11 protein-coding genes are annotated in these 13176 nt (G+C 62.2%); 6 read left to right on the top strand and 5 right to left on the bottom strand.

Annotated elements, in window-relative coordinates:
* Positions 1-15: 15 nt before the first annotated feature.
* Complete coding sequence (locus tag E4021_RS04175; protein ID WP_136456637.1) at positions 16-708, bottom strand: hypothetical protein; 693 nt, start codon at positions 706-708, stop codon at positions 16-18.
* Between the two features lie 163 nt (positions 709-871).
* Positions 872-1495: a 50S ribosomal protein L25 gene (locus E4021_RS04170; RefSeq protein WP_136456636.1), complete on the bottom strand. Its 624-nt coding sequence runs from the start codon at positions 1493-1495 to the stop codon at positions 872-874.
* A gap of 352 nt (positions 1496-1847) precedes the next feature.
* Between E4021_RS04170 and E4021_RS04165 the strand changes: the two genes are divergently transcribed.
* From E4021_RS04165 to E4021_RS04155, 3 genes are read left to right on the top strand one after another with little or no spacing between them, the layout of a single operon-like run.
* Positions 1848-2201 (top strand): c-type cytochrome, encoded by a 354-nt coding sequence (locus E4021_RS04165; protein WP_168797463.1) that lies wholly within the window; start codon positions 1848-1850, stop codon positions 2199-2201.
* Between the two features lie 38 nt (positions 2202-2239).
* Positions 2240-3316: an anhydro-N-acetylmuramic acid kinase gene (locus E4021_RS04160; protein WP_136456634.1), complete on the top strand. Its 1077-nt coding sequence runs from the start codon at positions 2240-2242 to the stop codon at positions 3314-3316.
* A complete protein-coding gene (locus tag E4021_RS04155; protein ID WP_136456633.1) occupies positions 3306-4343 on the top strand; it encodes an NAD-dependent epimerase/dehydratase family protein in 1038 nt (345 codons plus the stop codon). Before E4021_RS04160 ends, E4021_RS04155 begins: the two co-directional genes overlap by 11 nt.
* A gap of 11 nt (positions 4344-4354) precedes the next feature.
* Here the strand turns inward: E4021_RS04155 and E4021_RS04150 are convergent, their stop codons facing one another.
* Positions 4355-5548: an amidohydrolase family protein gene (locus tag E4021_RS04150; protein WP_168797462.1), complete on the bottom strand. Its 1194-nt coding sequence runs from the start codon at positions 5546-5548 to the stop codon at positions 4355-4357.
* A 114-nt stretch (positions 5549-5662) separates the two neighbouring features.
* Here E4021_RS04150 and treF point away from each other — a divergent pair, with 114 nt between their 5' ends.
* Complete coding sequence (gene treF, locus E4021_RS04145) at positions 5663-7282, top strand: alpha,alpha-trehalase TreF (protein ID WP_136456632.1); 1620 nt, start codon at positions 5663-5665, stop codon at positions 7280-7282.
* Here the strand turns inward: treF and E4021_RS04140 are convergent.
* Positions 7251-8045: a DUF3050 domain-containing protein gene (locus tag E4021_RS04140; RefSeq protein ID WP_136456631.1), complete on the bottom strand. Its 795-nt coding sequence runs from the start codon at positions 8043-8045 to the stop codon at positions 7251-7253. The genes treF and E4021_RS04140 overlap by 32 nt on opposite strands.
* Before the next feature lie 63 nt (positions 8046-8108).
* Complete coding sequence (locus E4021_RS04135) at positions 8109-9902, bottom strand: sodium:solute symporter family protein (RefSeq protein WP_136456630.1); 1794 nt, start codon at positions 9900-9902, stop codon at positions 8109-8111.
* Positions 9903-10073: 171 nt separating this feature from the next.
* On the opposite strand from E4021_RS04135, the gene E4021_RS04130 reads away from it, so the two are divergent.
* Positions 10074-11306, top strand: a complete 1233-nt coding sequence (locus E4021_RS04130; protein ID WP_136456629.1) for a M14 family zinc carboxypeptidase — start codon at positions 10074-10076, stop codon at positions 11304-11306.
* A gap of 50 nt (positions 11307-11356) precedes the next feature.
* Complete coding sequence (gene pruA, locus E4021_RS04125; protein WP_136456628.1) at positions 11357-12985, top strand: L-glutamate gamma-semialdehyde dehydrogenase; 1629 nt, start codon at positions 11357-11359, stop codon at positions 12983-12985.
* The last annotated feature ends 191 nt before the right edge of the window (positions 12986-13176 follow it).

Raw genomic sequence — 13176 nt, 5'->3', positions numbered from 1 at the left:
AAGATAGGCAGCCGGTTACGGCACCTGCTTGGCGATGCGCTTCTGCTCCATGTTGCTCTCGTAGATGCAGTAGGCGTCGTACTTGGCGCGGTCGGTCTCTGCCCAGATGTCCTTGCCGATGTCGCAGACCGTAATCAGCTCGTCGTAGATGAGGTTGCCCAGGTCGATCCGCGATTCGACGTGGATATCCCGGTCGGCCACCTTGTCCTGCTGGATGTTCATCGCCAGTTCAAAGGCCTGACAGGCTTTGGCGAGCCGTTCCAGGTGGCTTTCGTTCAGGCCGGTATCGGCCAGGAAATCCCACTGCGCCCGGGCCACGCGGATGACGCGGCGGCCGCAGAAGAGGAGCTGGGCGTCGGTCATGTCGCCCATCTTGGCGGTGCCGAACTTGCGGTAGCGTCCCGTGCGGTTGCTGAAGGCCATACGGACGCGGGTCATTACGGAACGGATGGCGTGGCGGAGCTGCTCGGCGGCTTCGTACTTTTTGTCCGTTACCACCATCTGGTCGCCGAGTAATTCATCATCGTCCGGCATTTCCACGAAGCGTTGGCAGCGGTCGTGGTAGCCTTTCAGGCGGTGGCCGCCGTACTGGTAGCCGCTTTTGAACTTATCGAGGTCCCGCTTGGCCAACCGGATGCTGTCCATCGCCATCTGGTAAAGGTCGGCGTCCGGGAAATTGTACTTCCGGTTTACTTTCTGTTTCTTCATGGGTTGTCGGTAGCAGTAAGGGTCGAATTCACCAACAAAAATAGGGAATATCCCGCCCTGAAACAAAATGTGGTTCCGCGGCCCGGTCGATCAACGAAAAAAGGGTAAGCCACCGGTCGGTAGCTTACCCTTTTTCTTGGGTGCCAGGGGCGTTCGGGGCGGTTTAGGCCACGGGTGCCTTGGCGGCTTTCTTGGCGTCCTTCTCGGCGGCCTTCTTCTCGGCGGTAGCGGCCGAACGCAGGGCGCGCGGTACTTCTACCGTAGCGATAGGCTGGCCGGCGGGGTTCTGGATCTCTACGCCTTCGATGGGGTCGAGGTCGCGGACGCGGATGCTCTGTCCGAGTTCAAGTTCGCTGATGTCGAGGGTCAGGTGGTCAACGAGGTGCTCGGGGGTCGTTTTGATCTTAATCCGGCGTACGCTGACCTGCAGCTTACCACCGCCACGAACGCCGGGGCTGGTACCGGAGAAGGTAACGGGTACCTCCACCTTGATGGTGCGACCGTCTTCCAGGGCTAGGAAGTCGATGTGCCGGAGCTGGTCGGTGACGGGGTGGAACTGGTAGTCCTTAACAATAGCGCGGTGGGTGGCACCGGCCACGCTGAGCTCGGCGAGCTTGAAATCGGGGGTGTACACCAGGTCGCGGACGTCCAGCGGGTCAATGCTGAAGTGTACGGGGTCACCGGCACCGTAGATGACGGCGGGAACCCGTCCGTTGCGGCGGGCCTCCTTTGATGCTTTCTTTCCCAGGTTCTCGCGGACTTCTCCGCTTACTTTTACAACTTCCATTCGTTAATACTTTCGCGCTGTTTCGCTATCGGCCCGCAAAGATAGGGAGTTTATTCGGCGTAGGGTACTATTCGGGCAAAAACTTTAGTGGTCGGCCTCCGGGCGCAACAATCCAGGGCGTGCCGGTTTATAACTGAAGCGGGTGCGGACATTAACATCCGGCCGGCCAACGGCTTCTGTTTAGCCCGTCGGGCATCGGTGTATGCGGTCTGACAACCCAGTCGTCGTACGCGTTCGGTGCCCGGCAGCCGTAAATAGTTGGCCGTTTTCGACCAGAAAAGCATAATCCAAACGGGCACTTAGTCCACCTTGGCTTACCTTTCCCGCTACAAACTTAAAGATGACTGCAACTATGAAAAGGCTCTTCCCCCTGCTCCTGCTTACCCTGATCATGCTGGCCTGCGGAGGCGGCGAGGAAACGGTCTCGGAAGCCCCCGGTGAAACCCCGGCCGTTGCCGCGGCCCAGGATATCGACGTCAAGAAAATTTGGAAAATCCGCTGTATCGCCTGCCACGGATTGTACGGTGATATGGGCACCAACGGTGCGGCCAACCTGCAGGAATCAACCCGTGATCTGGCCTACCGCGTCAATATCATTACGAACGGCAGTGAAAACGGCGTAATGACCCCCTTCAAGGATATTCTCTCCCCCGAGGAGATAGAGGCCATGGCGAAGTACACCATGACCTTCAACGAGAACCTGTAAACCAGGTGTCCGCTACCCGGCATACCGTCCTCGGCATTATGTCGGGTAGCTCCCTCGATGGGATCGACCTGGCGGTGTGTTCCTTCGCCCTCGATGGCGAGGCTATCGATCCGGTGACCGACTGGTCCATCCTCAAGGCCGATACCATTTCCTATCCCGAAGAATGGCGGTCGCGACTGGCGCGCGCTTCGGAGCTCAGCGCTACGGAACTGTACCGCCTGGACGCCGAGCTTGGCGACTGGATCGGTGATCGCGCCGCCCAATTTCTGGAAGGATCCGACCGACCCGAACTTGTCGGCTGTCACGGCCACACCGTCTATCACGAACCCTCCCGGGGCTATACTTTGCAAATTGGTCACGGCGCCCGCATTGCGGTCCGCCTGGGACTTCCCGTAGTGACGGACCTGCGCACCGCTGACATCGCGGCGGGCGGGCAGGGAGCACCCCTGGCCCCGGTAGCCGACCGCCACCTGTTCCCGGACTACGGTGCCTTTCTCAACCTCGGCGGAATCGCCAACTACAGCTACCGACGCCCCGGCGGCGACTACCTGGCCGGCGACGTAAGTGGCTGCTGCCAGATCATGGATCGCCTGGCCCGGGAAACCGGTGCCGCCTACGATCACAACGGCAACCTGGCGCGCTCCGGCCGCCCCCTCCCCGAACTCGCGGCGGCGCTCGACCGGATGCCCTTTCACCGGGCCCCCTCCCCGAAATCGCTGAGCAACCAGTGGGTAGTGGAAGAACTCTGGCCCGTCCTGCGCGACCACGCCGGATCCCCGGCCGACCGCCTCCACACCTTCGCTACCTGGCTCGCCCGGACCCTGGTTGGGGAGTTCACCCGGCAGTACCGGGCTGAAAGTGGCAGCGGTGCGCTCACGGTCCTCGTGACCGGTGGCGGTGCCCACAATGCATTTCTTATGGACCAGCTCCAAGCCGCCCGCCCGTCCGACAGTCCGCTGCAGTTCACCGCGGGGACGGGGCCCACCACCGACTTTAAGGAGGCCGCCCTCGTGGCCCTGTGCGCGCTCTTTCGGCTGGAAGGCCTTCCCAATAGCCTGGCCTCCGCTACCGGCGCGGAGCGCGACACAATCAACGGTGCCCTGTATGCCGCCTAGCATTCTCCTGACCGGCGCCACCGGCTTTATCGGCTACTACCTCTCTCGCGCCCTGGCGGCCTCGGGACGCCCATTCGCGACCCTAGTCCGGGAGGGGGCGGATACTGGGCAACTCACCGAGCTGGGTGAATGGTGTACGCTGCGGGAAGGTGACGTTACCGACCCGGAAAGCCTGGTCGATGCGCTGGCCGGAATCGACACGGTGATCCACGCTGCCGCCCGCGTTTCTTACCAGCCGGGGGAGGAAGATGAGATGCTGCGGGTGAACGCCGGCGGTACGGCCAACCTGGTCAATATGATGCTGGAGGCCGGTACGCCCCGACTGGTGTACCTGAGCTCCGTGGCCGCCCTCAACCGGGTCGACGGCGGCAGCCCCACCGGGATCACCGACCGCTGGCCCCTGGACAAGATTCCCACTGCCTACGGCCGCTCGAAATTCGCAGCGGAGCGGGAAGTCTGGCGCGGACAGGCCGAAGGACTATCGGTGGCCGCCCTGTACCCGTCGGTGGTGCTCGGGGCCGGCGACTGGAAAGGCAGCAATACCCCCGCCCTCTGGCGCCGCGCCGCCGACGGCGCGCGCGCCTATCCGCTTGGAGCCAACGGATTTGTTGATGTACGCGACGTTGCCGCCGCCGTACTCGCCGTGCTGGACCGCAACCTGGACCGGGACCGCTTCCTGCTGAGTGCGGCCAACCTCACCTGGCGCGAAGCCCTCACCGCCATTGCCGAAAGCATTTCCGCCCCGCCGCCCTCCTACGCCATGCCGCGCTGGCAGTCCTCCCTGCTGTGGCCCCTGGAAGGCTTGCGGGCCCGCGCTACGGGACAGACGCCCCTGATCACGCTGGACAGCCACCGTACCGTGCAGTCGACCTACCGCTACGACGGCAGTCGCTACGTATGGGAAATAGGGAAACCGTACATCCCGATAGCGGACTCGATCCGGGAGATCGGCCGGGCTTTTCACCTCAGCCGGACCATAGGCGAGGAGTTGCCGGCCACCTACGTGCCCCTGCTGGCGGGGGGGTGATCCCGTTACGGTTAGATTAATCGCCTTATCCGGCAATCCGGAGTAAACCGGAAACTGTCGGGGTCGGAGCCCGCCAGGCCCTCCAGCGCCAGTAAACCGGGACGTTTGCCACTTTCCAGACTGCCCAGTTCCTGATCAAATTGCAAAGCTTCGGCCCCGTTCAGGGTGGCCCACTGGAGCAGGGTAGTGAAAGGCACGTAGCTCTGGTAGCGGTTGATCGTTTTGAGTTCCTCTAGCACGCTCAGTTGCCAGTTGGAGGTCAGGCTGTCGGTACCGATGCACACCTTTGCGCCGGCATTCAGGAAGTGCGCGTAGCGCGGCAGGCGGTTCTCAATGTAGAGGTTGGCGTTGGGGCAGGTGACCCAGTACACCCCGTTCTCTCCCCAGGTGGTGGCCGCCAGTATAGCCTCCGGCGTAGTCAAGGTATTGTGTACGAACAGGGTGCGCTGCCGGGGGACCATGTGCTGCATGGCGTGGTAGATCGAGGGGGTGCCCGGTGCCGTGAACTGCTCTAGGTTAGCGCCAAAGCCGGCAAAGAATTCCCGGAAATCACCCCGGCCCGTCAGGAAGAGTTCGTCTTCGGCTACGGTTTCTTGGTTGTGGATGCTCACCGACTCATGCCCCCGGTTCAAGGCGTTGATCTTGGCGTAGAGGGCGTTGCTAACGGTGTAGGGCGCATGCGGCACCGCGCTTTTCGGTTCCGGTTGGGCGTCGTAGGCCGGCAGGTACATATCGTAACTGGCCTGCGCGCGGTCTTCCTGCAGAAAGTCGAACATCTCCACGAAGCTGTAGTAGCTGATCGGGCTTTCGCGTTTCACCGCGGCGGTGTCCGGTTTATTGCAGATATCGCCCACCGCCTGGATGCCCGCTTCCCACATCCGGCGGTCCTGCTCGCGGATGGTCGCCTCGATCTCGGCCTGGGGTACCTCCCGCAGGGTCACCACGTCAACCAGGAAGGGGAGCAGGGTCTTGCCCGTGGCGCTTTTGCCCTGCAGGTGACTGAGTTCGAGGTGGCAGTGGGCGTTGATGAATCCGGGAATGAGGATGCCGTCGATGCGTTCGGGCGCGTCCGCGGGTGCCGTGAAATCGGGAGATGCGGGGTCCAGTAGGTCCGTCACCCGTCCTGCGTCGTCGAGGACGATGATTCCGTTGCGGATGGGGTCGGAGGCAATGGGAAAGAGGTAGTCGGCGGTGTAGCTGGGCATGGCGCGAAGGTAGGCCGGTGACGAACATCTGGTGAAGCCCTGCGCTTACTTTCCACGTCCAACCTTCCACTTGGGTAGGGCGCCCGACCACCACTTCACCAACTTTTTACCGCTATGCGCTACCTCTACTTTCTGTTATTGCTGGCTTTCCTGTCGTGCAACGCCGATCCGCAGACCAGCGGGCCGGAAACGGTAAACGTCACCACCGACAGCCTCAACGAGGAACGGCTGCGGGCCCCCGACGAGCTGTTCGGCGAGCTGTTCCGCGAAGTGCAGATGCAGCAGGTCTTCGACGACGGCAAGACCTTCGTGGACATGGTACCTCGCCGCAGCGCACGGGAAATCATGGCCGACTATGAGAATCGGAAGGGTACGGAAGACTTCAACCTGCGCGCTTTCGTCAACGGCCATTTCGATCCTCCGGCTACCCCGCAGAACGGATTCGTCAGCGACGGAGACCGTTCCATCGGCGAGCACGTCAACAGCCTGTGGCCGGTACTGACCCGGGAGGCCGGCAGCGACGAAGGCAGTGCCGGCAGCCTGATCGTCCTGCCGGAAGATTACGTGGTACCCGGCGGCCGCTTCCGCGAAGTTTACTACTGGGACAGCTACTTCACCATGCTGGGCCTGGCGGCCGCCGGCAAGGATAGCCTCGTGCGCGACATGGTGGAAAACTTCGCCTACCTGATCCGGGAGATCGGTTTCATCCCCAACGGCAACCGCACCTACTACCTGACGCGCTCCCAGCCGCCCTTCTTTTCGCACATGGTGGAGGTGCTGGCCGGAATGGAAGGCCCGGACGTGTACGCCGAGTTTCTGGAGGAGATGCAGACGGAGCACGCCTTCTGGATGGAAGGACAGGAACAAACGGGGCCCGACAACCGCGCCGTGCAGCACGTGGTGTGGATGGCGGACAGCGTCTACCTGAACCGGTACTACGACAGTGGCGACCGGCCGCGCGCCGAGAGCTACCGCGAAGATGTGATGACCATCCGCGAAAGTGGGCGCGACAGCCAGTTGGTCGCACGGCACCTGCGCTCCGCCGCCGAATCCGGTTGGGACTTCAGTGCGCGCTGGTTTGCCGACGGGGAAAAGCTGTCGACCATCATTACCACCGATATCGTGCCGCCCGACCTGAACGCCCTGCTTTACCACCTGGAGCACACCATTGCCGAACACACCGAACTCATCCCCGAGAAGGAAGCCTGGACCCGCCGGGCCGAACGGCGCAAGGAGGCCATCGAAACCTACCTTTTTAACACCCAAAGCAACTGGTACGAGGACCTGAACTGGACCACCGGGCAATTTACCGGCTACCACACGCTGGCGGGTATCTATCCCCTCTTCGTTGGCGCGGCCAGCCCTGCCCATGCCGGAGCCGTTGCCCTGCGGCTGGAGAACAATTTTTTGGCTCCCGGCGGGCTGCGTACCAGTCTGAAAGAGACGGGGCAGCAGTGGGACGCCCCGAACGGATGGCCCCCCCTGCAGTGGATGGCCTACGTAGGATTGCGCAACTACGGCTACGACGCACTCGCCGAAACCATCCGGGAGCGGTGGATGGAAAACAACGAACGGGTGTACGAGAACGTCGACAAGATGGTCGAGAAATACAACGTGGAAGACATGACCCTGGAAGCGGGCGGGGGCGAATATCCCGTTCAGGACGGCTTCGGCTGGAGCAACGGCGTATACCTCCGGATGGCTAGCCCGCCACCGGCTGTTCGGCAGCAGTAGCCGCCTCTAGCGACTCCGCAATGGCATCCCACAGGCCGATACGCCGGCGCAGGGCTTCCTGGGCTACCGACTGCGCCTCGGCCCACTTGGTGACGTCCTGTCCGCAGAGTTCGGCGACCATGGCTTCCGAGAGGGGGCCGTGCTCGTCGCCGTCCACCTCAATGTGGCGCTCGAGGTAGTACACCAATCGCGGAAACCGGCTTTTATCTTCCGGCGATCCATTGAGGATTTCGATGAAGAGTTCGGGGATAATGCTTTCCCGCCCGAAGGTGAAGGCCGCGGCGATCTGGTGGGCCTCACCGCCGGCAATGAGTTCGAAGGTGTAGTCTACAAAGCTGGTCACGCCCTTGCCCAGGCCAGCCTCCCGCAAGACGGTACGGGCGCTCGCGAGGCTGTCGATGCGCGACAGCAACCCGCGGATGGGGGAGGTATCGGCACCGATTTCTTCCATGGCTTCGAGGTAGAGTTCGTAGTGACTGACGGGTACGCCGTGGCGGTCGACGTCGGTTTCTTCTCCCAGTACGATCTCATTGATGAAGCGGGCGGTGCGGGGGTTGGGGCTCGGCTTCCACGGTAGGGTGGTGCAGGTCAATTCGTTCTGCAGGGCCTTGAGCAGGGACATGAAATCCCACACCGCGTAAACGTGCTGCTCCATGAAAATGCGGATGTCATCGACGTCGCGCAGGAGGTCGTATATGCGGTGGGTGGTGAGGCGGTGGTGAAGGGGGGCAATGGCCCGTTCGATGGTGGCTATATCTGACATACCGGTTAATGAGGAAGTCAGGAAACGCGATCACACCAAAAACGGTTGCGCCGGTAGGCCGACCTAAACGATCCGCGGCTTTGGCTTATTCAACTTGCTCCATATGAACAGCAGGGCCACGATGCCGGCCGCGGCAATAAGTCCGGCTATCAGCGTGGCGCTGAGGTTGTTGTACAAGAAGAAGCCGGTAGCGAAAAGAATGGAATAGATGGTGACCGCCCCGACGAGCATGGCCAGTATGCGCAGCGGAAGCTGTCCGTCGGCACTGGTGTCGGCGTGTGCGGGCAGCGTAGCGACCACGGGATCCCAGCCCGGTCCGCCGGGTCGGGTAGTGGTATAGAAGTTCTGCAGCGTTTTCATGTCGGTAGGACGGGTGGCGAAGGTCACCGTCAGCCAGCCCACGGTAGTGATGCCGATGCCGAGCAGCAGTTTGGCGTAGCCGGCCAGTTCGGGCAGCCCCAGCGGGAGCCAGGCAAACTCCAGAAAAAGGGCCACCACGAAAGAGATAAACATGCCCGCGATCTCGGTGTAGGCGTTGATGCGCCACCAAAACCACCGGAGAATGAAGATCAGGCCGGTTCCGGCACCGATTTGCAGGAGAATCGCGAAGGCCTGTAGCGCATTGGATAGGGCCAGGGCCAGCACGGCCGCCATAACCATGAGCAGGACCGTGCTGATGCGGCCGATGAGTACCAGGCGATCTTCGCTGGCGTCGGGGTCGATGAAGCGGTGGTACCAGTCGTGGACCACGTAGCTCGATCCCCAGTTGAGGTGGGTGGAAAGGGTGGACATCACAGCCGCGATGAGCGATGCGATGACGAGTCCGAGCAATCCAGCGGGCAAAAAGCTGAGCATGGCGGGGTAGGCCAGGTCGTCGTTAATCACGTTCGCGGCCACGTTGGGGAAAGCCGCGGCGATACTGTCCAGGTCGGGAAACACCACGATGGAGGCCAGGGCGATTAGGATCCAGGGCCAGGGCCGCAGGGCGTAGTGAAAGGCATTGAACAGCAGGGTAGCACCGACGGCATGGTTTTCGTTCTTGGCCGCGAGCATGCGCTGGGCCACGTAGCCGCCCCCGCCGGGCTCCGCGCCCGGGTACCAGACGCTCCACCACTGCACCGCGATCGGCACGACGAACAGGGGGACATACACCTCAGGGTTGTCGAAGTCCGGCACCAAATCCAATTTTTCAGTGACTTCCGGGTGGGAGAGCAGCCCCTCCAGTCCGCCGATGACCGGAAGGTTGATCACATAGTAGGCGGCCCAGATGGCCCCCGCCATCGCGAAGGTGAATTGCACGAAGTCGGTAAGGATCACCCCTTTAAGGCCACCCAGGGCGGAATACAATACCGTAACGACGGAGACTAGCACGACGGTGGTGATGGGGTCGATATCCAGCAGCACGCCCGCGATCTTGATGCCCGCCAGGCAGACGGTGGCCATGATCATGACGTTGAAGAAGACGCCCAGGTAGATCGCCCGGAACTGCCGCAGGAATCGGGCCGGACCGCCGGCGTAGCGCAGTTCGTAAAATTCCAGGTCGGTCATCACGCCGGAGCGCCGCCACAGTCGGGCGTATACGAACACCGTAAGCATACCGGTAAGCAGGAAGGCCCACCAGGCCCAGTTGCCGGCCACACCCTGCTTGCGCACGATGTCGGTCACCAGGTTGGGCGTATCGGCCGAAAAGGTGGTGGCAACCATGGAGACGCCGAGCAGCCACCAGGGCATGTTGCGGCCCGACAGGAAGAAGTCCTGGGTCGACTTGCCGGAACCCCGACTGGCCCACAGGCCGATGGCCAGGGTCACGGCAAAAAAGATGAAGACAATGATCCAATCGAGTGAAGTGAGCTGCATAGGTGGCGTAAAAGTGCGCGATCAAGGTAGCCAATACGTAGATAATCGCCCCAAAAGCTTGGAGGGGAGCGCAAAATTTATCCCGCACTACTATGGCGCAAGAGTAGGCGGTGAGGCCGGGGCCGCCGTTCCCCGAAAACAATTTGGGCCCTTTTGGGGTACTTTTACCTTGTGAAGTGGATTGCCCCGGTTCTGATTTGTTGGTTATTCGGCCTGTCCGTCCTTACCGCCCAGGATGACCTGCGCACTACGGCGGTGGGTGATGCCGGCAGCCGCCACCTGGTTCCCGCCGCCGCTTATCCCAATTACGACCTCTACGAACGGATTATGTACGACCTGTCGCAGCGCTACCCTGACCGCTGCCGACTGGAAGTATGGGGCACGCTGCCGTCGGGGCGCAGGATCCTGGTCCTCCAACTGGCCCGCGGCCTCCGCGAACGACCTGCCCGGCCCCGGGTACTCTGTACCGCGGCGATGCACGGCGACGAACTGGCGGGCTACTGGGTATTGCTGCGCCTCGCCGAGTCATTGCTGGAATCCGATCCCACCGGTCTGCTCGACGACGTCGCCCTTTACATCAACCCCCTGGCGAACCCCGACGGCGCCTTCCGGGCGGGCAACCACAGCTTGGCCGCGGCCCACCGGGGCAACGCCAACGGCGTCGACCTGAACCGCAACTACCCGGACCCCGACGACGGACGCTACCCCGACGGCAACGACCACCAACCCGAAACCCGGATCTTCATGCGCGCCGCCGACACCCACGGTTTTGACCTGGCCATCAATTTCCACGGCGGGGCCGAGCTTTTCAACTACCCCTGGGATACCTTCCGCAACCGGCATCCCGACACCGACTGGTGGCAGGACGTGAGCCGGGAGTTCGCCCAGACCGCCCAGCGCGACAGCCGGCTCGGGGAATACTTCAAGGATCGGGCCAATGGTACCACCAACGGGCACGACTGGTACCCCATCGCGGGATCGCGGCAGGACTATATGAACTACTTCCACCGGACCAGGGAGGCTACCGTGGAGATTACCAACACCAAGCGCTTTCCGGCCGCCAACCTGCCCAATCTGTGGCTCTCCATCCGCGGTGCCCTGCTCAATTACCTCAACGAGGCCCGCTACGGGATCCATGGAATAGTCACCGATCGCATCACGGGCCGGCCACTGCGGGCCCACGTGACCATCCCGGGGCACGATGAGATGCAGTCTTCCGTATTCACCGAATACGGCACGGGCGATTTTTACCGCTACCTCGCCCCCGGCACCTACCGGCTGGTGATTGCCGCGCCCGGCTACCAGTCACGCAGCCTTATTGTAAGTTTGCGCGACAACCAGCGGCGGTTTCTGCAGGTAGCGCTCGAGCGTTTGCCGGATTCGGACCCCGCCCGCAAGAAATAGGGGAGAAGGCCTCCCCGCCCTTTTCCTTCCCTACACCATATCAGAACCACATGTCCGACGCCATTTTCAACATTTCTATTCCCAATAATGAGCCCGTACTGGCCTACGCCCCCGGCAGCCCGGAGCGGGAGTCCCTCCAACAGGCCCTGCAAGAGGCAAAAGCCGAAGTCCGCGAGTTGCCCGCCTTCATCAACGGTGAAAGGGTACTGGAAGGGGAGAAAGTAAGCGTACACCCGCCCCACGAGCGCAATCATACCCTCGGCCATTTTTACCGCGGCACCGACGAGCACGTACACCGCGCGATCGACGCCGCCCTGGCCGCCAAGCCGGCCTGGGAGGCCCTGCCCTGGCAGCAACGCGCCGCCGTGTTCCTGCGGGCCGCCGATCTTCTGGCCGGTCCCTTCCGCGCGCGGATGAACGCCGCCACTATGCTCGGACAAAGCAAGAACGCATACCAGTCGGAGATCGACGCGGTGGCCGAACTCTGTGACTTTTTCCGCTTCAACGTCTACTTCCTGCAGGAGATCTACCGCGAGCAGCCGCTGCACTCCCCCGACGGTACCTGGAACCGCCTCGAATATCGCGCCCTGGAAGGCTTCGTACTGGCCATCACACCCTTCAACTTCACCAGCATCGCGGCGAACCTGCCCGCGGCACCCGCGCTCTGCGGCAACACCGTGGTCTGGAAGCCGGCGGAAACGCAGATCTACTCCGCCGTGGTCATCATGGAACTATTCGAAGCGGCCGGACTTCCGAAGGGCGTCATCAACCTGATCTACACCGACGGGCCGCAAGTCGGAGATATCGTCTTCGAGCACCGGGACTTCGCCGGATTGCACTTCACCGGTTCTACGAAGGTCTTCCAGCAACTGTGGAAGGAGATCGGAAACAACATAGGTAATTACCGCAGCTACCCGCGCATCGTCGGGGAGACCGGCGGCAAGGATTTCGTGGTGGCACACCCCTCGGCCCGTGCCGAAGAAGTGGCCGTCGCCCTGCTTCGCGGAGCCTTCGAATTCCAGGGGCAGAAATGCTCCGCCGCCTCACGGGCCTACCTGCCCGCTTCCCTCTGGCCCGACATCAAGGACCGGCTGCTCCAGGACCTGGATACCGTCAAAATGGGCGGTGTGGAGGACTTCGGCAACTTTGTAAATGCCGTCATTGACGAACGGGCCTTCGACCGCATCGCGGGTTACATCGACGGTGCCCGGAAGGACGAGCACGTGGAGATTATTGCTGGAGGAGACTACGACAAATCGGAAGGCTATTTCATCCCACCCACCGTACTGTTGACCACCGACCCCCGCTCCACCACCATGGAGGAGGAAATCTTCGGTCCGGTACTTACTATTTACGTCTACGAGGACGACAAGTGGGAGGAGACCCTCAAACTGGTGGACACTACCTCGCCCTACGCCCTGACCGGTGCGGTGTTCGCCACCGAGCGCGGCGTCATCGAGTCGGCCTCCCGGTCGCTGCGCAACGCCGCCGGCAACTTCTACATCAACGACAAACCTACGGGAGCGGTCGTCGGGCAGCAGCCATTCGGCGGGGCCCGTGCCTCGGGTACCAACGACAAGGCCGGCAGTGCCCTGAACCTCCACCGCTGGATCAGTCCCCGCCTCATCAAGGAAAATTTCGTGCCGCCGGTCGATTACCGTTACCCCTTCCTGGGCTAGGCGGATCAGCCTGACCCGCGGCGAAAGCGAACTGGACGACCCGGTCATCGGACTCACGGCATCCTCGTGTGGCCGGTGACCGTGGTTGTACAGTATGCCCGCCTGCTGTAGTTTTGTGGTCCAGCAATTGCGCTGTTGTTCCAAACTGCCTGTCGGGGTCGGCAAATAAGCTACCGGCGGTTGTCGTTAAG

This window comes from Neolewinella litorea (genome assembly GCF_004803465.1).
Lineage (GTDB): Bacteria > Bacteroidota > Bacteroidia > Chitinophagales > Saprospiraceae > Neolewinella > Neolewinella litorea.
Note: the sequence above shows the minus strand (reverse complement) of the source record. Positions and strands in the feature narration are given on the sequence as shown.